This is a genomic window from Streptomyces sp. NBC_00358, from assembly GCF_036099295.1.
GTDB lineage: Bacteria > Actinomycetota > Actinomycetes > Streptomycetales > Streptomycetaceae > Streptomyces.
In genome coordinates this window covers 1,892,147-1,913,344 of sequence record NZ_CP107976.1, presented here as the reverse complement: position 1 = coordinate 1,913,344, position 21,198 = coordinate 1,892,147, and the positions used below count along the sequence as shown (strand labels likewise).

16 protein-coding genes are annotated in these 21,198 nt (G+C 68.3%); 10 read left to right on the top strand and 6 right to left on the bottom strand.

The genetic code is table 11. The annotated features are described in order from the left end of the window. Positions 1–10: 10 nt before the first annotated feature. From OHT01_RS07915 to OHT01_RS07900, 4 genes are read right to left on the bottom strand one after another with little or no spacing between them, the layout of a single operon-like run. Positions 11–1,015, bottom strand: a complete 1,005-nt coding sequence (locus OHT01_RS07915; RefSeq protein ID WP_328552410.1) for an amidohydrolase family protein — start codon at positions 1,013–1,015, stop codon at positions 11–13. Next, positions 1,012–2,142 carry an FAD-dependent oxidoreductase gene (locus tag OHT01_RS07910; RefSeq protein WP_328552409.1) on the bottom strand — a complete coding sequence of 377 codons (1,131 nt, stop codon included), beginning with the start codon at positions 2,140–2,142 and terminating at the stop codon, positions 1,012–1,014. Before OHT01_RS07910 ends, OHT01_RS07915 begins: the two co-directional genes overlap by 4 nt. Positions 2,143–2,165: 23 nt before the next feature. Beyond that, positions 2,166–3,131 (bottom strand): cyclase family protein, encoded by a 966-nt coding sequence (locus OHT01_RS07905; protein ID WP_328552408.1) that lies wholly within the window; start codon positions 3,129–3,131, stop codon positions 2,166–2,168. After that, complete coding sequence (locus OHT01_RS07900; protein WP_326789531.1) at positions 3,128–4,129, bottom strand: fumarylacetoacetate hydrolase family protein; 1,002 nt, start codon at positions 4,127–4,129, stop codon at positions 3,128–3,130. Before OHT01_RS07900 ends, OHT01_RS07905 begins: the two co-directional genes overlap by 4 nt. Before the next feature lie 126 nt (positions 4,130–4,255). Between OHT01_RS07900 and OHT01_RS07895 the strand changes: the two genes are divergently transcribed. Together OHT01_RS07895 and OHT01_RS07890 are read left to right on the top strand one after the other, a co-directional pair. Next, positions 4,256–5,167: a LysR family transcriptional regulator gene (locus tag OHT01_RS07895; protein WP_328552407.1), complete on the top strand. Its 912-nt coding sequence runs from the start codon at positions 4,256–4,258 to the stop codon at positions 5,165–5,167. Between the two features lie 258 nt (positions 5,168–5,425). Further along, positions 5,426–6,652: an MFS transporter gene (locus OHT01_RS07890; protein WP_443043367.1), complete on the top strand. Its 1,227-nt coding sequence runs from the start codon at positions 5,426–5,428 to the stop codon at positions 6,650–6,652. A 10-nt stretch (positions 6,653–6,662) separates the two neighbouring features. Here OHT01_RS07890 and OHT01_RS07885 read toward each other — a convergent pair whose 3' ends face one another. Both OHT01_RS07885 and OHT01_RS07880 read right to left on the bottom strand, forming a co-directional pair. Beyond that, positions 6,663–7,754, bottom strand: a complete 1,092-nt coding sequence (locus tag OHT01_RS07885) for a LacI family DNA-binding transcriptional regulator (protein ID WP_328552406.1) — start codon at positions 7,752–7,754, stop codon at positions 6,663–6,665. Positions 7,755–7,769: 15 nt separating this feature from the next. Further along, positions 7,770–8,819, bottom strand: a complete 1,050-nt coding sequence (locus tag OHT01_RS07880; RefSeq protein ID WP_328552405.1) for a LacI family DNA-binding transcriptional regulator — start codon at positions 8,817–8,819, stop codon at positions 7,770–7,772. 253 nt (positions 8,820–9,072) lie between these two features. Here OHT01_RS07880 and OHT01_RS07875 point away from each other — a divergent pair, with 253 nt between their 5' ends. The 8 genes from OHT01_RS07875 to OHT01_RS07840 all read left to right on the top strand — a co-directional run bounded on the left by OHT01_RS07875 (position 9,073) and on the right by OHT01_RS07840 (position 21,191). Then, on the top strand, positions 9,073–10,389 hold the full coding sequence (locus OHT01_RS07875; RefSeq protein ID WP_328552404.1) for an ABC transporter substrate-binding protein: 1,317 nt from the start codon (positions 9,073–9,075) through the stop codon (positions 10,387–10,389). 101 nt (positions 10,390–10,490) lie between these two features. Beyond that, positions 10,491–11,375, top strand: coding sequence for a carbohydrate ABC transporter permease (locus tag OHT01_RS07870; RefSeq protein WP_328552403.1), 885 nt, complete (start codon positions 10,491–10,493; stop codon positions 11,373–11,375). A 5-nt stretch (positions 11,376–11,380) separates the two neighbouring features. Continuing rightward, entirely contained in the window at positions 11,381–12,295 is a 915-nt protein-coding gene (locus tag OHT01_RS07865; RefSeq protein ID WP_328552402.1) for a carbohydrate ABC transporter permease, read from the top strand. Between the two features lie 44 nt (positions 12,296–12,339). Continuing rightward, positions 12,340–14,937: a family 78 glycoside hydrolase catalytic domain gene (locus OHT01_RS07860; RefSeq protein ID WP_328552401.1), complete on the top strand. Its 2,598-nt coding sequence runs from the start codon at positions 12,340–12,342 to the stop codon at positions 14,935–14,937. Positions 14,938–15,440: 503 nt separating this feature from the next. Continuing rightward, the gene (locus tag OHT01_RS07855; RefSeq protein WP_328552400.1) at positions 15,441–17,876 is read left to right on the top strand and encodes a beta-glucosidase; all 2,436 of its coding nucleotides are present in this window, start codon (positions 15,441–15,443) and stop codon (positions 17,874–17,876) included. Positions 17,877–18,043: 167 nt separating this feature from the next. Beyond that, entirely contained in the window at positions 18,044–19,255 is a 1,212-nt protein-coding gene (locus OHT01_RS07850) for an ABC transporter substrate-binding protein (RefSeq protein WP_328552399.1), read from the top strand. A gap of 51 nt (positions 19,256–19,306) precedes the next feature. After that, on the top strand, positions 19,307–20,071 hold the full coding sequence (locus tag OHT01_RS07845; RefSeq protein ID WP_328552398.1) for an IclR family transcriptional regulator: 765 nt from the start codon (positions 19,307–19,309) through the stop codon (positions 20,069–20,071). Between the two features lie 130 nt (positions 20,072–20,201). Beyond that, positions 20,202–21,191 carry a PDR/VanB family oxidoreductase gene (locus OHT01_RS07840; protein WP_443043366.1) on the top strand — a complete coding sequence of 330 codons (990 nt, stop codon included), beginning with the start codon at positions 20,202–20,204 and terminating at the stop codon, positions 21,189–21,191. Positions 21,192–21,198 lie beyond the last annotated feature (7 nt).

The window sequence follows — 21,198 nt, the reverse complement described above, 5'->3', positions numbered from 1 at the left end:
GGGTTCCTCCTCAGGACAGGGTCAGGTTGAGCAGGGCGGAGGCGGTACCGCCCCGGATGGCCTCGAAGTCGGCCTCGGAGACACGTGCGGCGCGCAGAGCGCCCACGGGGTCCTTCGTGCCCATGTCGAAGGGGAAGTCGGAGCCGAGCAGGACACGGTCGGGCCCGGCGACCCGGATCAGCTCCCGCAGGACGGACGGGTCGTGGACGAGCGAGTCGAAGTACAGGCGCTTCAGATAGCTGCTGGGCGGATGAGCGCAGCCGGCGGCCGCGTCGGTGCGGGCGGACCAGGCGTGGTCGGAGCGGCCGATGTGCGTCGGCAGGTAGCCACCGCCGTGGGCGGCGATCACCTTCAGCCCCGGGTGACGGTCGAGCACTCCCGAGAAGATCAGGTGCGACAGTGCCACGGCGTTCTCCGTGGGCTGGCCCACGGTGTTGGACAGGTACCACTGGTCCAGGCGCTCGTCCAGCGTGCATCCGAAGGGGTGCAGGAAGATGACGGCGCCGGTCTCCTCCGCTCGCGACCAGAACGGCTCGTAGGCCGGGTCGGACAGTTCCAGGCCCGGAGCGTGGCTGGAGATCTCCACCCCGGCCAGGCCCTGCTCCAGCGCGTGATCGAGCGCCCCCACTGTGTGGTCCGGGTGCTGGAGCGGTACCAACCCGAGGCCGCGCAGCCTGTGCGGAGCGGCTGAACAGTGCCTGGCTGTCGCCTCATTGGCCAGCCGGTACAGCTTCTCGGCTGTCTCCTCGTCCGTCCAGTAGTGGTAGTGCGAGGGTGAGGGGCTGACGAGCTGGACGTCCACGCCCTGTGCGTCCATCGCGGCCAGCCGTGCGGCCGGGTCGGTGAGCCGCGGGATGCGCTCGCGCACCATGGGGCCGCTGACCGCGAGGGCCGCGGGGCCGTTGCGCCGGGCATCCAGCGCTCTCGCCATCGCCAGTCCGGGCAGGCCGTCGACGAGGGACTCGACTTCGGGCAGCAGCACGTGAGCGTGGACGTCGACGGTCGGTGAGGTCACGGCAGCTCCCTGAGCATCGTCATCGTGCGGCCCATCAGACCGGGTACGTCCGCGTCGCGTACGCCGTCGAGCTGCCACTGCCCGATCTGCACGGACGCCTCGACCACCGGACGGACGCGGGTGATACGCCGGTCGTAGTACGCCTGGAAGAGCGCGTCGTCCCAGACCTCGGCGCTGGTCAGCAGACGCGAGAGCACCCACGCGTCTTCCAGGGACAGGGCGGCGCCCTGCGCGAGGGTGGGCGGACAGCAGTGGGCGGCGTCGCCGACGAGGACCACGCGGCCCCGGTGCCAGGAGCCCTCGACCAGCATCCGGTCGAACCAGGTGTAGTTGACCTTCGCCGGATCGGTGATGTGCTCGGTGATCTCCGGCCAGAATCCCCCGTAGGCGGCGGCGAGGCCCCGCATCTCGTCGGCGTAGGACTCCGGCGGGATCGACGCCCGGTCGCGATTGGCCTCGACCACGTAGGCGTAGATCGTGGTGTCGCTCGTCGGACAGTAACCCGCGATGTAGGCCGGACCGCCGTAGGCGAGATCCGTGCGGGTGACGCCGGCCGGCCGGGGGACGGCGACGCGCCAGATGGCCATGCCGGTGGGTTCCGGCTTGGCGGTGATGCCGATGGCCGCACGGGTGGTGGAACCCAGTCCGTCGGCGGCGATCACCAGGTCGTAGCGGCCCTCGGTGCCGTCGGTGAAGCGCGCGCTCACCCCTGTGCCGTCCTGCTCCAACTGCTCGACCCGGGTGCCGAGGCGCACCGACGCGCCGCTGGCACGGACGGCGTCGATCAGGATGCGCTGCAGCCTCGGGCGCTGCATGCCGACGGTGGCGGGCAGGTCGTCGCCACCGGTTCGAATGTCGCGTGCGACGTGCAGGACCGTTCCGTCGGGAGCGGTGATGCCGACGGATCCGAAACCGAAACCGGACGCGCTGACCTCCTCCCACACGCCCAGTTCGCGCAGCACACGCAAGGCGTTGCCCTGCAGGGTGATGCCTGAACCGGCGGTGGCGTTCCAGTCGTCCCTCGCCTCGATCAGGTCGACGGTCAGACCGGCCCGGCGCAGCAGAATGGTCATGGCGTTTCCGGCAGCGCCACCACCGATCACCAGGACCGTGCGGGCTGTGCTCATGGAGGACTCCCTTGCTGAGCGCGTCACTTGATCGCGATCGGGTTGACGGGGGAACCGACAGCGCCGGTGATGCGCAGGGGCGCGGCGGCGAGCAGGAACTCGTACACTCCGTCCGCCGCGCAGTCCTCGGCCAGGGCTTCCAGGTCCCACATCTCCCCGATGAGGAGGCCGATATTGGGTATCGCGACCTGGTGCAGGGGCTGGAAGGCGTTCTCGAACTCGTTGGGACGGACCTCGAAGCCCCAGGTGTCCGTGGCGATCGCCGCGATCTCGGTGCCGTGGAGCCAGCCGGCCGTGGTGAAGGAAAGCCCCGGCGCGGGTCCGCCGGCGTAGTCGCCCCACCCGTCTCGGCGTACGCGGGTCAGTTGACCGGTGCGTATCAGCACGATGTCACCGCGTCCCACGCTCACGCCGTGCGCTTCCGCGGTGGCGGCCAGGTGCTCCTCGGTGATGGCGAATCCGTCGGGCAGCTCGCCGGCGGTGCCCACGACCCGTCCCACGTCCAGGAGCACGCCGCGTCCGGCGACATGGGGAGCCATGTGCTCGATGCCGGTGACCAGGTCGCCGTCGGAGGTGACGACCTTCTCGGCCGCACGGCCGTTCCATGCCTTGCCGTGATCGAAGATGTGCCCGAGCCCGTCCCATTGCGTGGAGCACTGGAGCGGCATGGCGATCACGTCGTCGGCGCCGCCGATGCCGTGCGGGAAGCCCTGGTGGCCGAGCGCGGCGTCGGTGCCGGTGTCCAGCATGGTGTGCACCGGGTTGGTGCGCCGCCGCCAGCCCTTCTGCGGGCCGTTCATGTCGAAGGACTGCGACAGGGAGAAGCTGGTCCCGCGCCGGACGAGACCGGCACCTTCGCGGCGCTTCCCCTCGTCCAGGAAGTTCAGTGTGCCGAGCCGGTCGTCCTCGCCCCAGCGGCCCCAGTTGGAGTACGTCTTGGCCGCCAGCGCGATCGCGCCTTCCGGATCGCGGGGATCGACGGCCGTCATGCCTTCGCCTCCGCCACACATCGGGTGCTCTGGACGCCGAGCCCGGTGACCGAGCCCTCCATCACATCGCCGTCGCGCAGAAGGCGGCCCCAGTGCATGCCGTTGCCGGCCGGGCTGCCCGTGAGCACAAGATCACCCGGGAGGAGATGCGCCGTCCGCGAGGCGTACGACACCATCCGCGCGACCTTGAAGATCATGTCCTTGGTGGACTCGTCCTGCATGGTTTCGCCGTTGAGCTTCAGCGTCACACGCAGGTCGTCAGGGTCGGCGATGGACTCGGCGGGCACGATCCACGGGCCGAGCGGTGTGAAGCCGGGCGCGTTCTTGCTGCGCAGCCAGTCGGTGCCGATCTGCGGCATGTCCCTGCGGAAGACGGTCGACCGGTCGGTCAGATCGTTGGCGATCGTGTAGCCCGCGATGTGCGCGGATGCCTCCGCGACGGACACCTGGTACGCGGGGCGGCCGATCACGACCGCCAGTTCCAGTTCCCAGTCCGGCTTCTCGGCCCAGGCGGGCAGCACGACGTCGTCGTAGGGACCCGTGATCGCACTGGGCAGGCCGATGAACACGTACGGCAGGTCCTCGGTAGCTCGCCGGTCCATGATCTCGGCCGCTTCCGCTCGCCGTTCGGCCTCGGACCGGTCATCGCCGGGGGCACGGTGGGCGACGTGCAGGTCGATCACGTGCTGCCGGTAGTTCGCACCCGACTGGAAGACCTGGCGCGGTTCGACCGGGGCATGGACGTGATAGTCCGTGATCGGCGTGCGGCTGACGCCGGTGTCGGCGGCCAGGGCACGCAGCTGTGGCAGGGCCTTGTCCCAGCGATCCAGCAGGCTCAGCACGGTCAGCTGTTCGTCACCCAGTGCGGCCCGAAGGTCGAGAGCGTTGCCGTCCGGCATGACGAGAGCGGGGAAGCGGGGCCCGTCGGGGGCCGAGAGAGTCGCGAGGGCGAAAGGTCCGGCGAAGAGTGCGGACGCGGATTCAGGTTTCACGGACATGTCCTCCTGATTGCGGTGGGACTAATCTGGACCCCGCACCACTGATCAGGGAAATCGATTCTGTGGATGACCTCCATCCATGTCATGGATTGCTCCGGGTCGGCATCGCTCTGTAGAGGGACTTTCATGAACCTGGCCCGCTTGGATCTCAACCTCGTCGTCGCTCTGCGCGCCCTGCTGGAGGAGCGCAACGTCACCCGTGCCGGGCAGCGTGTCGGCCTCAGTCAGCCGGCGATGAGCGCTGCCCTCTCCCGGCTGCGCCGGCACTTCGACGACGACCTGCTCGCCCGCGTCGGCGGCCACTACGAGCTGACCGCGCTGGGGCAGGTCCTTCTGGACCGGACCTCGACCGCCTATGACGTGCTGGAACGCCTCTTCGCCAGCCAGGCCTACTTCGACCCGGCCAAGGAGAACCGGGAATTCAAGCTGGTGGCGTCCGACTACGCCGTGGCGATCTTCGGCACCGAGCTGGCTCGCGTGATCCATGAGGAGGCTCCCGGGATCCGGCTGCGCTTCTCCCAGACCCCGACGACCGTGGTGGACGACACCGCCACCCTGCTGAGCGCCAGCGACGGTCTGTTCATGCCGCACGGCGTCATCAGCGACTTCCCCGCCACCGACCTCTATGACGACCGCTGGGTCTTTCTCGTCGCGCGGGACCACCCGAGCGTCGACGACCGGCTCACCCGCAAGGACCTTGCCCGGCTTCCCTGGGTGACGTACCAGCGAACGTACGACGCCCCAGCGGTACGCCAGCTCGGCATGCTGGGGATCGAACCGCGGGTCGAAGTCTCCGTCGACAGCTTCCAGTCGCTGCCGCTGCTGGTCGCGGGAACCCGGCGCATCGCACTGGTCCAGGCGCGGATGGCCCGCATGATGCAACCCATCGCCGCCGTCAAGGTGGTGGAGCCGCCCTACGAAGCCGTACCGCTGAGAGAGGCACTGTGGTGGCACCCGGTGCACACGCATGACGCGGCACACATCTGGCTGCGTGAGACCGCCGCGCGCGTCGGAGCCCGTCTAGGCTCCCGGGGCTGAGCGGCGAGCCGGCTGTAGCGGCCACCGGGCGGGAAGTCGCTGAAGCCCGACGCAGCCAACGACATCACTATCCACACGATGGATCGAAGGCATCGGCAACTTGGATGACGTGAGGGGTGGGCAGGCCGAGACCCGGAACGCATAGTCGTGGGACACCACCGCGCCCGTGAGCCGACTGCGGGGGCCGCCCGCACAGCCCGTCCGGCCCGGTCCGCTACACGGCGCTCCTCCCCTCCTCACGTCCCACGGAGTGCCGCCATGCCCGCTTCCGCCGCCCTGCCCGCCCACGAACGTACGGGGGACCCGGCCGTCTGGGGCAGGCTGCCCGCCGTGCTGCTGATGGCCGGCAGCTGCCTGCCGATCCTGGGAGCTGTCCTCATCGCTCCGGTCCTGCCACGCATGCAGGACGCCTTCCAGCACGTCCCGGGCAGTGCCGCTCTCGTCCCGCTCGTGCTCACCGTCCCGGCCCTCTCCCTGGCCGTGCTCGCCCCGTTCGCCGGTGTTCTCGTCGACCGGCTCGGCCGCAAGCGCCTGCTGGTCGTAGCCACCGTGCTGTACGCGCTGTTCGGCACCGCCCCACTGTGGCTGGGCTCGCTCGTGGGCATCCTGCTCAGCCGTGTCCTGGTGGGCGTCGCCGAAGCGGCCATCATGACGTGCTGCACCACGCTGATCGGCGACTACTACAGCGGACGGACCCGTGACCGGTACCTCGCCCTGCAGACCATGTGCGCATCGGCGTCCGCCACACTCTTCTTCGTCCTTGGCGGGGCCCTCGGTTCGATCGGCTGGAGGGCGCCCTTCTGGCTGTACGCCGTCGGCCTGCTGCTCGCTCCGGCCATGGCCAGGGTGCTGCCCACTCCGAATCCGACGGCTGAGCCGGCAACAGCCGGCCAACACCCCTTCCCGCTGCGGCGCATGGCGGGGATCTGTCTGCTGACCGTCTTCGGCGCGATGGTCTTCTACACCGTGCCCGTGGAGATGGCGTATCTCATGGACGACCTGGGCGTGCGGTCCACCGGAGTGGTGGGTGCGGTCACGGCGCTGGCCAGCGCGGCCACCGTCCTGGGCTCTGTACTCTTCACCAGGCTCACCGATCGGCCACGCCGCCGAATGCCGGCCCTCTTCCTCCTGTGCGCCGTGGGCTTTCTGCTGATGGGGGCGACGGACCACGTCGCCCTTGTCATCGTCGGCGCCGTCGTCAACTGCGTCGGTACGGGGCTGCTTCTTCCCTCCCTGCTGACGCTGGCGCTGTCCCGGCTCGATTTCGCCGACCGCGGGCGTGGCACCGGGCTGTGGACGGCGGCCTTCTTCCTGGGTGAATTCGCCTGCCCGCTCGCCCTGCTGGCCGCCAAGGGCATGCTGGGCACGCTGGCCTCGGCCGTCGTGCTGCTCGGCCTGCTCACGATGCTGGTCTCGGCCGCGCTGCTTCCCCTGACCCGCCGATCACCGAAGACGCTGCCCCAGCATGTTCCCGAAAGCATCTGACTCACTCGGGTCACCGCGCCGGCGTCCGCATGGTCGACCGGCGCACGACCAGTTCCGGCTGCAGCACCACGTGGGTGTGTTCGTGCGTGGCGGCTTCGGCCGTGTCCTCGAGGAGCAGTCGGCCTGCCTCGCGGCCCAATGCGAGAGCGGGGCGTCGTACCGACGTGAGCGGAACGACGGCGGACGCGGCGAATTCGATGTCGTCGTATCCCACCACTCCGATGTCTTCCGGCACCCGCAGGCCGGCCTCGTACAGCGCCTGCATCACGCCGAGTGCAAGCAGGTCGTTGGCGCAGAAGACGGCGGTGGGGCGCTTTCTGAGGCCGAGGATCCTGTGCCCGGCGTCCCTGCCGGCGCCCACGGTGAGCGCCGGGCACGGCAGGTCCCGAAGCGACTCCGCCGGAAGTCCGGCCAGGTTGACCGCGATGGCCGCTCCCCGGCGCCGGTCCCGAACCTGCTGGAGACAGTCGGGTCCGCTGACGTAGCCGATCGACCGGTGTCCCTGCTGGATCAGGTGGCGCACGGCGGCCTGTCCTCCCGCGACGTCGTCGATGCCGACCGAACAGGCCCCCGGCTGAGGGGCGTTCTGGTCCGCGATGACGAACGGCACCCCGTTGCGGCGGAAGCCCGCCACCCTGCGCCCCGTGCCGTCTCCGGAGGCCAGGACGGCGCCGCGGACCTGGTGCGAGGTGATCAGCGAAAGGTGGCGGGCCTCGTCGGCCGGTCCTCGGCCGGCCGTGCACACCATGACCCCGAGGTCGGCCTCGAGCGCGGCCTGTTCCACGCCGGCGGCCAGTGCGGTGAAGAAGGGATTGGCCAGGTCGAGGACCAAGACGGCCACGAGCCGGGAAGCGAAGCCGCGCAACTGGCGCGCGCCGTCCGAACGTACGTATCCCAGGGCGTCGATGACGTCCAGGACCCGCTGCCGGGTCGGCGCGGCGACGATGTCGGGGCGGTTGAGGACGTTGGACACCGTGCCGAGCGAGACGCCGGCTTCCCGCGCCACGTCCTTGATACCCACTCTGCGCCGGGCTCTGGCTTCCCGGGCGGCTGCTGTGTGGTGGCGCGGTGGCTCGCGCCGGACCACGGGCACGGTGGGCATCGTCCGTTCCACGGTCTACCGGCCTCCTGGCGTTGCCGTGCTCTTCCGCACGACCAGGCGCGGAGTCATGGTGGTGCGGATCGCCCGGTCGCGGCGGCCTTCGACTCTCTCGATGAGAAGGCGCGCGGCTGTCGAGCCCATGGTGTGTCCGGCCTGGTCGACGCTGGTCAGTTGGACCGGGGCCAGGGCCGCGAGGGCCGTGTTGTTGTAGCCGACGAGGGAGAGATCGTCGGGGATGCGCAGGCCGAGTTCGTGGGCGGCGCGGTAGATGCCCAGGGCCGCGACGTCGGCGCCGGTCATGATGGCCGTGGGTGCGCGTTCCGCGGTCAACAAGGTCATACCGGCTTTGAAACCACCATCGTCGGAGTACGCGCCATGGTGCACCTGGGCGTGGTCAGCGAGGCCGTGCCGTCGCATGGCCTCCATGTAGCCGGAGGCGAGCACGATCTCGGGTGTTCTCTTCCACCGGCCCGTCCTGGCTCCAGGCGCCGAGACAAGGGCGATGTCGCGGTGGCCGAGGGAGACCAGGTGGTCCACCACCAGGCCGGCGCCGACATCGTCGGCGTCGACGACCGAATCATGGCTGTCCGAGGCGTCGTCGTGGCCGATCACGACCGTGGGCGTCGACGCAGCGGTGGCGAGGACCTCCGGGCGGGGCGTGCTCGGCGCGATGAGGACCAGGCCGTCCATCTGGCGGTCCACCATGGAACGGATGGTGCGGGCCTGGTCCTGCGCGTCGAACCCGGCCGCTCCGATCAGCACGGTGTAATCGGAGCTGCGCAGCTCGTCCCGGATGCCGTCCAGGATGTCGGCGAAGAAGGCGTTGCGGACGTTGTCCAGCAGGACGCCGATGGTGTAGGTCCGCCCGCGCATGCCACGGGCGGCGGCGTGCGGGCGGTAGTCGAGTGCGGTGATCGCGGCCTGCACCTTCTCGTGCATGGCAGGGCTCACCCCGTAGGCGTTGTTGAGCACCTTGGACACGGCCGCAATGGACACGCCTGCGTGCCGGGCGACATCGGTGATCGTCACGCGCTTGTTCTGCCTGGGTTCTGCAGCGCCGTCCATCGCCCGCACTCCGGTTCTCGTGGTCGTTGGTGTAACGGTTTACAGGATGTCACACGCCCAGCGTCAAGTCTCTGGTTGAAATCCCTGGTGTTACAGCTCCGTGTCTTGACGGAGTAGGGCGACGGGTGCAGGGTGTTGCCCACTCGACATGGAGAACGTTTTACGAACTCCAGCGTGGCGCGGCCGCCTGTCGCTCTCGGCGCCGTCCTTCCGCCTCACATCTCGCTTCTTCTCCAACCCCTGGGAGTCACCCGTGTCCCTTCGCACGTTCCGCGCTCGGCGCACACGTCTGGGTCTGTTCACGGCCGGCGCGGCCTCAATGGCCCTGCTCGCCACCGCCTGCGGCGGCAGCGGGAGCGGTACCGCGGCGGCGCCGAAGAACTTCAGCTACCTCAGCGTCACCGAGAACACCACCGTCAAGACGGCCCTGACCAGCCTCTCCGAGGGCTCGTGCAAGTCCGCGAACGACGCGCTGCCCCTGAAGGTGGAGACCGTTCCCCAGGCGAGCCTCGACCAGAAGCTGCAACTGCTCGCCGGGCAGGGCGCCCTGCCGGTGCAGTTCGCCGCGGGCAACGCCCCCGCGCTCACCCAGAAGCTCGCCAAGTCGGGGAAGATCGCCGACCTGGAAGCCAAGCTGAAGGAGCTGGGAGTCGACGACCAGCTGGAGCCGGCCGCCGTGTCGACGATCAAGGCACTGTACGGCGGCAAGCTGGAGGTCCTGCCGTACGAGTACAACATCGAGGGCGTCTTCTACAACAAGAAGATCTTCGAGGCCAACGGCCTGAAGGTCCCCGGCACTTGGGACGAGCTGGTCGCTTCAGCGGCCAAGCTCCAGGCCAAGGGCATCCAGCCCTTCTCCGCCTCCGGTCAGCAGGGCTGGCCGCTCACCCGCCTCCTCAGCGGCTACCTCTACCGCAGCCTCGGCCCGGACGCGCTCAAGGACGTCGCCGACGGCAAGGCGAAGCTGACCGACCCGCAGTACGTCAAGGCCGCCACCGAGATCGCCGCCCTCGGCAAGAAGGGCTACTTCGGCAAGGGCGTCGGCTCCATCGACTACGACACCGCCATGAACCAGTTCCTCACCGGCAAGGCCGCCATGCTCTACATGGGCAGCTGGGCACTGGCGAACATCTCGGACGCCAAGCAGGACAAGATCGGCGCGGACAACGTCGGCTTCATGCCCTTCCCGGCCGTCTCCGGCGGCAAGGGCTCCATCGACCAGTACCCGTCCAACGTCGGCCTCGGCATCACCCTGAGCGCCAAGTCCTTCGACAAGAACACCGGCGCCTGGGTCTCCTGCATCGCCAAGAACTACGGCAGCAAGGCGCTCAAGGACCACGGCTCGATCTCCGGTTTCAAGGTCAACACCCCGGTCAGCGACGCCAACGAGGTCACTACCCAGGTGCGCGACACCATCAGTGCCTCCAAGCAGAACGTCCTGTGGTTCGAGGCCCTGTTCGGCACCAAGGCCACCACGATCAGCCAGACCAACGCCGCGGGCCTGGTCAGCGGAAGCGTGAGCCCCGAGCAGTTCATGCAGACCGTCCAGGACGCGCTGTCCGCTCAGTGAGCCGACCGGGGCGGCGTGCCTGACGCCGCACGCGCCTTCCGCGCGCCGCCCCGGCGCCTGCTCGGCACAACTCCTCATCGTCATCGAAGTGGATACCACTCATGCACCGCGTACTCGGTGACCGCAGGGCCATCGCGATCCTGCTCGGTCCCGCACTCGTCGTCTATTCCCTGATCATGCTCGTCCCGATGGTGTGGTCGCTCGGCTACTCCTTCACCAAGGGCAACTCCATCGACGGCTTCACCGGCAACGGCGTCGCCGACTTCTCCCGCCTTCTCGATGATCCGGCCGTCCGCCACGCCCTGTGGTTCACCCTCAAGTACGCCGTCGTCGTCACCGCCGGCCAGGTGGTCGCGGGCTACCTCCTGGCTCTGCTCTACGTCTTCTTCCTCAAGCGCGCCTCCGCGCTTGTGCGAACCCTCGTGTTCTTCCCCGTAGTACTGCCCACGGTCGCCGTCGGCCTGCTCTTCCAGAAGTTCTTCCAGGTCGCCCCGCAGACCGGCCCCGTCAACTCACTGCTGAACGCGGTGGGCATCGACTCCATCGACTTCTTCGGCAGCTCTTCGAGCGCCTTCTGGGTCCTCGTCGTCATGGACATCTGGCGCTCCATGGGCTTCTACGCCGTCCTGCTCTTCGCCGGTCTCGTCGACATCCCTGAGGAAGTCCTGGAGTCCGCGCGCCTCGACGGAGCGACAGGCCTGCGACTGGTGCGCCACATCGTGCTGCCGCTGTCCCTGCCCGTGCTCATGTCCTCTCTGATCTTCAGTATCAACGGCACGCTGAAGGCCTTCGACTCCATCGTCGCGCTCACCAACGGCGGCCCGGGCAACGACACCACACCACTGACCCTGTACATGTTCCAGACGTCGTTCACCTACGGCGACTACGGCTACGGCAGCACCATCGCCGTGCTGCTCACCGTGGTGTGCCTGCTGGTGAGCCTGGTCGTCTTCCGCGTCTCACGGCGCGACCTCACGGAAGGCTGACAACCATGGCCATCGACACCCCTGTGAAGGCCACCGCCCATCAGGCGGGCCGCGGATCGTCCGCTGCTTCCGGACGGTCCCGTTCCCGGCGGCGCGTCCGGGTCAGCAAGGTGTGGGTGAAGATCGTCGTCACCCTGCTGCTGGTCGTCGAGATCTACCCGCTCGTCTGGATGTTCCTGACCTCACTGAAGTCCAACAGCGACTACCTCAACCACTCGACCTGGAGCCTGCCCACCACGTGGGAGTGGGGCAACTACACCGAAGCGTGGACCACCGGCCACATCGGCTTGTACGTCCGCAACAGCCTGCTCGCCGTCGTCCCGGCGCTTGCCCTGATCCTGCTGCTGGGAGCGGCAGCCGGTTTCGCGCTCCAGGTCATGGTGTGGAAGGGCCGCAACCTGACCTTGCTGGTCTTTCTGGCCGGCATGATGGTGCCGCCGCAGATGATCCTGCTTCCCCTGTTCACGGTGTACTTCCAGACCGGTCTGTCCGGCACGCTGTGGCCGCTGATCCTCACCTACACCGGCACAGGCCTGCCGCTGACCGTCTTCATGATGGCCACCTACTACAAGTCCGTCCCCCGTGAACTCTTCGAGGCCGCCACGATCGACGGCGCCGGGATCCTGCGCTCCTTCTGGACCATCAGTGTCCCGATGGTCCGCAACGCGCTCCTGACGGTCGGCCTGGTCGAGTTCTTCTTCATCTGGAACGACCTGCTGATCGCCCTCACCTTCACCAACAGCCAGGACCTGCGCACCGTCCAGGTCGGCCTGCTCAACTTCACCGGCGACTTCGGCGCCACCCAGTACGGCCCCCTGTTCGCCGCCATCTGCCTCAACGTCTTCGGCACCCTCCTGATCTACCTCTTCCTCAACCAGAAGGTCATGAAGGGCCTCACTTCCGGAGCGCTCAAGGGCTGAACCTCCGAAGCCCAACCGCTCCCGCACGTGAAGAAAGGTTCCCCTTGTCGACCCCCCAACCCGTCCCGGTCTCCTTCGAACACCTCCCGGACGGCCTCGGTATCGGTACGGCCACCCCACGGCTGACCTGGAAGCTTCCCCCCGGCACCGGCAGCCAGCAGGCCTACGAGGTCCGGCTCGAACGTTCCGGCCGTGAGCACAGAACCGGCCGGATCGAAGGAAGTGACCAGCTACTGGTGCCCTGGCCCGGTGAACCGCTGGCCTCACGCGAGAGCGTGACCGTCCGAGTCCGGGTCTGGACAGCCGGAGCCGCGGCTCCTTCCGCATGGAGCGAGCCCAGCGTGGTGGAAGCCGGGCTGCTCGACCCGGCGGACTGGAGTGCGATACCGGTCGGCGGCGGATGGACCGAGGATCCGGCCGCCGAACGCCAACCGGCCCGGGTACGCAAAGACTTCGACCTGGATCGCCCGATCACCCGAGCCCGCCTCTACGTCACCGCTCACGGCCTGTACGAGGTGGAGATCAACGGACTCCGCGTGGGCAGCGAGATTCTCGCCCCGGGCTGGACGGTCTACCCCCACCGCCTGCGCTACCGCACCCATGACGTCACCGCCCACCTCGCCACAGGCACCAACGTCATCGGTGCCTGGCTCGGCGACGGCTGGTACCGCGGCAAGTACGGATTCGACGGCGGCACCCGCAACATCTACGGCACCGACCAAGCCCTCATCGCCCAGCTGGAAGTGACCTACGACGACGGCACCACCACGGTCATCGCCACGGACGCCACCTGGACGGCGGCCACGGGGCCCATCGCCAGTAGTGGCCTCTACGAAGGCGAGCACTTCGACGCCCGACTCGACGACCCCCATTGGGCGACCCGCACGCCTGAGCAGCACACAGAATGGACCCCCGTTCGGCTCGGCAACCGGAACCCGCGCACACTCGTCGCCCCCCAGGGCCCGCCCGTGCGCTGCACCCAGGAGATGGCCCCTGTCGCCATCAGGCGAACGGCCGACGGCCGTCACCTCCTCGACTTCGGCCAGAACCTCGTCGGCCGGCTCCGCCTGACCGCCGACGGCCCCGTCGGCACCACCATCACCGTCCGACACGCCGAAGTGCTCCAGGACGGAGAACCGGCCACCCAACCCCTGCGCGAGGCGTACTCCACCGACACCCTGATTCTGTCCGGACGTGGTCCGTACACGTGGGAGCCCCGGTTCACCCTGCACGGCTTCCGCTATGCCGAAATCAGCGGCTGGCCAGGGGAGTTGACGCAGGAGTCGGTGACGGCCCGTGTCTATCACACAGACATGCGCCGTACGGGCTGGTTCGAGTGCAGCGACCCGCTGATCAACCGGCTCCACGAAAATGTCGTATGGAGCATGCGCGGCAACTTCGTCGACATCCCCACCGACTGTCCCCAGCGCGACGAACGCCTCGGCTGGACGGGCGACCTTCAGGTCTTCGCCCCGACCGCGAGCTTCCTCTACGACTGCGCCGGCATGCTGGACTCCTGGCTCACCGACGTCGGGTTCGAGCAGCTTCCCGACGGCACCATCCCCTGGTACGTGCCCGTCATCCCCGGCAAACCGATGTGGACGCCGATCCAGCCCGGTGCCGCCTGGGGAGACGTCGCCACGCTCACCCCCTGGACCCTGTACCGGCGCTTCGGCGACCTGCAGATCCTGCGCCGCAACTACGCCATGGCCAAGGCATGGGTGAACCTCGTCGAACGGCTCGCCGGCCCCGATCGCCTCTGGGACACCGGATTCCAGCTGGGTGACTGGCTCGACCCCGCCGCCCCGCCGGATGACCCGGCTGCCGGCTGCACCGACCGCTACCTGGTGGCCACGGGCTACTTCGCGTATTCCGCCCGTCACCTGTCCCTGGCCGCGGCCGAACTGGGCATGGAACAGGACGCCGCGCAGTACGCCGCACTGGCCGCAGAGGTGGCGGCCGCCTTCCGCCGCCGGTACGTACTGCCCGTCGGCCGCATGACCAGCGACAGCCCCACCGCCTACGCACTCGGTATCGCCTTCGACCTCCTCGCCGAGCCGCAACGACGCGCAGCCGGCGACCGGTTGGCCGAATTGGTCCTCGCCGACGAAGCCCGTATCGCCACAGGATTCGTCGGGACTCCGGTGATCTGTGACGCCCTCACCGACACCGGCCACCTGGACGTCGCCTACCGCCTGCTGACCCAGACCGAATGTCCTTCCTGGCTCTATCCGGTCACGCAAGGGGCAACCACCATCTGGGAGCGGTGGGACAGCCTTCGCCCCGACGGCACCCTCAATCCCGGCGGTATGACCTCCTTCAACCACTACGCTCTCGGAGCCGTCGCCGACTGGCTGCACCGCGTCGTCGGAGGCATGGCCGAGTCCATGCCCGGCTATCGGCAGCTTGTCTTCCAGCCCCGGCCCGGCGGCGGCATCACCTGGGCACGGACACGCCACGAAACGCCCTACGGCGCAGCCGAGTCGTCGTGGGAGACAACCGCCGACGGCCGGATGCGCATCCATGTCGTCGTGCCCGACGGCTGCTCCGGCGTCGTGCGGCTCCCAGGGTGTCCGCCGGTCCATGTGGAGCCGGGGGAGCATGAGCTCGACTCCTGGGAACTCCTGGAGAAATCAGCCTGAGAAACATTCACCGATTCCAAACAGTCCGGCGCTGATCACGGCGCCGGACTGTTTGTTTTCGGCATCCTCTGCGGCTTTGCCATTCGACCTGTCGATGACGCCTATCGATACGGTTTATAGTCAGTCGCGCTGCCTGCTGGTTTCAATTGAAATTTCACGCACACTTTTCAATGTGAGTATCAAACTGGCTGGTCAACGGCTTTTTGCAGCACGGCTGCTGAAAGGGTTGACCCTGCTGGGCGGGTCCTCTAGTTTTTCCGTTCAACAAGCGTACGCCGCATGGAAATCTCCATTCCCTCACTGCTTCTGCCGCCGCGGGACTCGGTAGGCAAGCAGGTGAGTCCGGGAACACCGCAGGGATCAGTTTCCCTCCCCGAGTCGGGGCCGGCCGTGAACCTGACCCCTCGGCCGGCCCCTTTTTCCATAAGCGTAGATCCGCCCCCCCCTTTCGGAGAGCCGCCGTGAAAAGAAGATCATTTCTGTCTGCCGCCACCCTCACCGCAATGAGCCTGAGCATGGCCCCCCTGATGACCGAAGCGGCAGTCGCCGCACGGTCCGAGGCACCGCAGGATCAGGCGGACGCGATGCTCGGCCGTATGACAGCGGCTGAGAAGGAAGCGCTCGTCCGGTGCGACTTCGCGACCGTCGCTCACCTGGGTATACCGGCTCTGACCATGGTGGACGCCTCGGCCGGTCTGCGCGGCGAGCAAGGCGTGACCGCATTCCCCGTTCCGGTCGCGCAGGCGGCGACGTTCGACGAGAACCTGGCGGCACGTATCGGCCGCGCGATCGGCGCGGAGGGCCGTGCCAAGGGTTACAACAACCTCCTCGGCCCCACCGTCGATCTCACCCGGACCTGGCATTCCGGCCGACAGTCCGAAGGCATGGGCGAGGACCCGTTGCTCGCCGGCCAGTTGGGCGCGGCTCTCACCACCGGCATACAGAGCCAGAACGTCGCAGCCACGGTCAAGCACTTCGCCGCCTACACGCAGGAGACCAACCGCTTCTCCACAGACACCAAGGTCTCCGACCGTGCGCTGCACGAACTCCACGAAGCACCGTTCCGCCGCGTGGTCACCGCCGCCCCGACCACTTCGGTCATGATGGCCTACCCGAAGATCAACGGAACCTTCGCGACACAGAGTTCGGCTCTCTTCGACGACTTGAAGAAGGCCATCGGACTGCAGGGCTACACCGTGCCGGACTTCTGGGCGGGTGACGACCAGGTCGCCGCCGCACGAGCCGGCATGGACCTCGCCGGGCTCGGACCCTACGCAGTCAAGATCCCCGCCGGAGTACTCACGGGCGGTGCGATACCGAGCACCCGGCTGGACGACGCAGCCCGACGCATCCTCGTCACGATGTACGCGAACGGTCTCTTCGACCATCCTGTACCCACTCCGGCGGCCGACGTCAGCACCCAGGCCCACCAGGACCTCGCCCATGAGACCGCCGTCGCCTCCCTGGTGCTTCTGGCCAACCGCTCCGCAGCACTCCCTCTCCCGGCCACCCTGAAATCCCTGGCCGTCATCGGCCCGGCCGGCACCGACGTCCTCACCGGCGTGGGCGGCTCCACCTACGTCGACCCGGGTACATGGACGACGCCCCTGAACGCCATCCGCGCCCGCGCCGGCAGCGGCGTCACGGTCACGCACGCACAGGGCACCAAGGGAGATCTTCCCCTGACCGCGGTTCCCTCCACCGTGCTGCGCAGCGGCGCCGGGACCCCTGGCCTGTCCGCCACCTACTACTCAGGGGCAGAGGCCTCCGGCACCCCGCTCACCACCCGCACCGACGCCACCGTCGACTTCACCGCTGCTCCCGTGGACAACCTGCCCGACGTGTGGTCGGCGAAATGGACCGGCACCCTGGTGCCGACGACCACGGGCCTGCACCGGTTCTCCCTGCTCGCCGCCGGAACCGCCACCTTGAAGGTCAACGGCACCACGGTCGCCACCGGCACCCGGCACAGCCGCCGATTCTTCCTCGGCCCCTACGACTACCCCCTCCAGGGCGCCACCGCGCTGACCGCCGGAAAGGCCGTCACCATCGAGGTGACCTACACCAACGCGACCACCGACCCCGGCACCTGCGGGCTCACCCTCGGATGGCAGCCCGAATCCCTGATCCCCGCCGCTGTCGACGCGGCGCGTGCCGCGGACGCCGCCATCGTCTTCGTCAACCGGGTCGCCGGCGAGGACATGGATCACCTGGCACTCGGTCTGCCTGGTGATCAGGAACAGCTCATCGCCGCCGTGGCAGCGGTCAACCCGCGCACCACCGTCGTCCTCAACACCGACGGTCCCGTGACGATGCCCTGGCTCGGCGACGTCGAGGCCGTGCTCCAAGCCTGGTACGGGGGTCGCGGCATGGGCACGGCGCTGGCCGCTGTCCTCTTCGGAGACAGCGACCCTTCCGGCCGTCTGCCCGTCACCTTCCCCGCCGACGCCACCCAGGGGCCGGGCACCACACCCGCGACCTACCCCGGCAGCAACGGAGCCGTCTCCTACGACGAGGGCATCTCCATCGGCTACCGCTACTACGACAGCAAGGGGCAGCAGCCGCGCTTCCCCTTCGGCCACGGCCTGTCGTACGCCACCTTCGCCCACGGCTCCCTCGAAGCCACATACGACAAGAGAGCCAAGACAGTGACGTTGGGCGTGACCGTCACCAACACCAGCTCACGCAAGGGCACGGAACTCGTGCAGTTCTACGCCGCACTGCCGAGCGCCGCCGCCGCCGAGCCGCAGCGGCTCGTCGCGTTCCGCAAACTCACCCTGGCTCCCGCGGGCTCCCAGCGGCTCACGGTCACCATTCCCGTGGACGACCTCACCATCTGGAAGGCAGGTGCCTGGACACTTGTCCCCGGCAGGTACGCCTTTGCCACAGCGCACAGTTCCCGTGACCTGACCGCGCAGCGAGCCGTTCCCATCAGTTGACCGCAATCCCGGCCGGCGCGTCACGCCGTCCGCCTCCTCGCCACGGCGTGACGCGCCTCAGCCATTCCCGTCCGGCTCGTCGAACCTCCGCCTCCACCACCGCATGGAGCCCGCCAGTGTCCCGCAGACCGAGACCCCTTCGCTTCGCCGCATCCCTGGCGTTGAGCATGACGCTTCTGACCAGCTGCTCCGTCATCGGAGCCGGCAGTGACACGTCGGACACCGAGGTGTCCGTCAGGGCCAACATCACCGACAAGGCTTCGATGCAGGCCGTCGTCGCGGCCTTCCACCGAGCCCGTCCCGGCATCCACGTCAACGTCAGCTACGCCGACACCAACACCCTGCAGAAGGAGCTTCCGCAGCAGCTTCGGGCAGGCAAGGCACCGGACGTCTTCACCGTCTGGCCCGGCAGCGGCAACCCTGCCTCCGTCCTGGCCTTGAAAGAGGACGACTTCCTGGAAGCACTCAGCCTGCGCTTCTTCGCCGGCCGGATACCGGACAGCATGCGGCCGGTCACCGACGGCGGCGTCGGTACGTACCTGGTACCCGTCACCTTCAGCGCTATCGGCGCGATCTACTCGGCGGAAACGCTCAAGGCCATCGGCGGAACCCGGCCCACCACCTACAGCACCCTTCTCGCCCTGTGCGACACCGCCCGCCGGCACGGGAAGGTGCTCTTCGCACTGGGCAACCAGACCCCGTGGGTCACCCAGCTCGTCGACTACGCACTGGTCGCCACCACGGTGTACGCCCACGACCCCGGCTTCGACACGCAGATGGAGTCCGGCAAGGAGAGCTTCGCCCGGTCGGGATGGCGCCAAGCCATGACCAAGTACCTGGAGATGCGCGATCGTGGCTGCTTCAGCACTGCTCCGCTCAAAACCAGTTACGAGGACGCCCTCGACCAAGTGGCCGACGGGCGAGCGGTGGGAGTGGTCCAGGTCGCCGGCACTCTCGCCGCTCTGCGTTCCGCGGCCCCAGGAATGCACTTCCGGATGACGGCCCTGCCGGCCACGGATCAGCCGAGCGAAACCCGGATTCCCGGCGCCGTCTCCGCCGCCTACGGGCTCAACGCCAAGGCCCCCCACCGCAAAGCGGCACTGGCGTTCGTGGACTTCCTGGGATCAGAACGGGGCCAGAACCTGTACAACCGGTCCGGAGCAACGCTGCCCGCTCTGCCCAGCAACTCCTTCTCCACCGATCCCGCGGTCGCGGAGGTGGCACGGCGGCAGAAGGACGGAACGACGGTACCGTTCATGGATCAGCGATGGCCCAACTCGGAGGTGCAGCAGACGCACTTCGAGCAGGTGCGTGCCCTCTTCGCAGGCACCACGGACATCGCTCACGCACTGGCTGCCATGGACCGTGCGTACGAGTAGACGCAGAGACGGACACCGCCCCCGGCTGGGAGACCAGCAGAACGGTTCGCCATGCACACACCCCATCAGGAGTCGGTGCTGTCCAGGGCAGCCCGCATTCTCGAAGCGTTCAGCCAGGACGAGCCGGCGCTGACGGTCTCCGAGATCGCCCGTCGAACCGGCCTGCACGTGGCCACGGTCTCCCGCCTCGTGGCCGAGCTTGTGGCGCACGGTTTCCTGAGCCGGGACTCCGACCGCAAAGTACGCATCGGCGTGCGGCTGTGGGAGCTGGTAACGCGTGCTTCCCCCACTCTCTCCCTGCGTGATCACGCAATGCCGTTCATGGAAGGCGTCCACGACGTCGTGGGCCACCACGTGCAGATCGGCGTCCTCGACGGCGACGACGTGCTCTTCCTCGAACGGCTCTCGGCACCACAGGCCGTGATCAACTACACCCGGATCGCCGGGCGGCTTCCTCTGTACGCCTCCTCCAGCGGTCTGGTGCTCCTCGCCCACGGCCCCAGTGACCTCAAACAAAGGATCCTGGACAGCCCGTTGATCGCGTACACACCGGTCACACCAGCCACACCGGCACAGCTGCGCGCGGTTCTTGCCGAGATCCGGCAGCAGGGTTACGCGTACTGCCCCGGCTACGTCCACGCGGAGGCCCTGGGCGTCGCCGCGCCCGTCCGCGGTGCGGACGGCGCGGTGATCGCGGCGCTGTCGGTCATCGTGCCCAATGAGGCCGGTGCCCAGGCCGTTGTCCCCGTCGTACGGACCGCAGCCCGAGGCATCTCCCGCGCGCTGGCCGGACGCGGGACACAAGACGCCCCATAGGCATATGACAGCGATGCGACGGCTGCATGACATCTCCGCGAAGTTGGTCTCTCACTGAACGAGAATGCCGTCGCGGTCCGACGGTGCCCCCGCGCATGCTTCCTGCATTCCACAGACGGGAGGCGACAACGTGGTCGTACACAACCTGCTGCCCACCGCTCCGCTGCAGCAGAACCTCTCCACCGTGACGTTGCAGGTGCAGGACAAGGAACCTGTCGCCGACGGCGTCGTGTCACTCACCCTCGCGCATCCCGAGGGCACACGGCTACCGGACTGGACGCCCGGCTCGCACATCGACCTCATCCTGCCGAGCGGAGTGACTCGCCAGTACTCCCTGTGCGGCGACCGATGGGACCCGTACACCTACCGCATCGCGGTCCTCCGCGAAGCCCCCGGCAGGGGCGGCTCCGCCTACATCCACGATCAGCTCATGCCCGGGAACCTCGTAGAAGTCGGAGGGCCGCGCAACCACTTTCCCCTGGCGCCCGCCGAGCGCTACCTGTTCATCGCGGGCGGCATCGGCATCACTCCTCTACTGCCGATGATCCACCAAGCCGACGTGACCGGAGCCGACTGGCAACTGCTGTACGGAGGCCGCAGCCGGGTCTCCATGGCCTTCCTCGAGGAACTCACATCCTCCTGGGGCGACCGCGTCCGCATCAGCCCCCAGGACGAGGTCGGACTCCTCGACCTGGAGGCCTGGCTGAGCGAACCGAATGAGGGAACCAAGGTGTACTGCTGCGGACCTGGGCCCTTGCTCACTGCCGTTGAGACAGCGTGTTCCCATTGGCCCACGTACAGCCTGCGGACCGAGCGATTCACAGCCAAGGCCCTGACAGAGCCGGTGCACCGCGGACCCTTCGAGGTCGAACTACGCCGCAGCGGGCGCACGGTGACCGTCACCCCCGACGTCACCGTCCTTCAAGCCGTTCGGCAGGCAGGTGTCGACGTGCTGTCCTCCTGTGAGCACGGCACCTGCGGCACCTGCCTCACCCCGGTCGTGGAAGGTACCCCGGACCACCGGGACTCGGTGCTGGCCGAACACGAACGCGCCGCCAACGACTGCATGCTGCCCTGCGTTTCACGTTCCCGTTCGGCCCGCCTGGTCCTGGATCTCTGAGCCACGA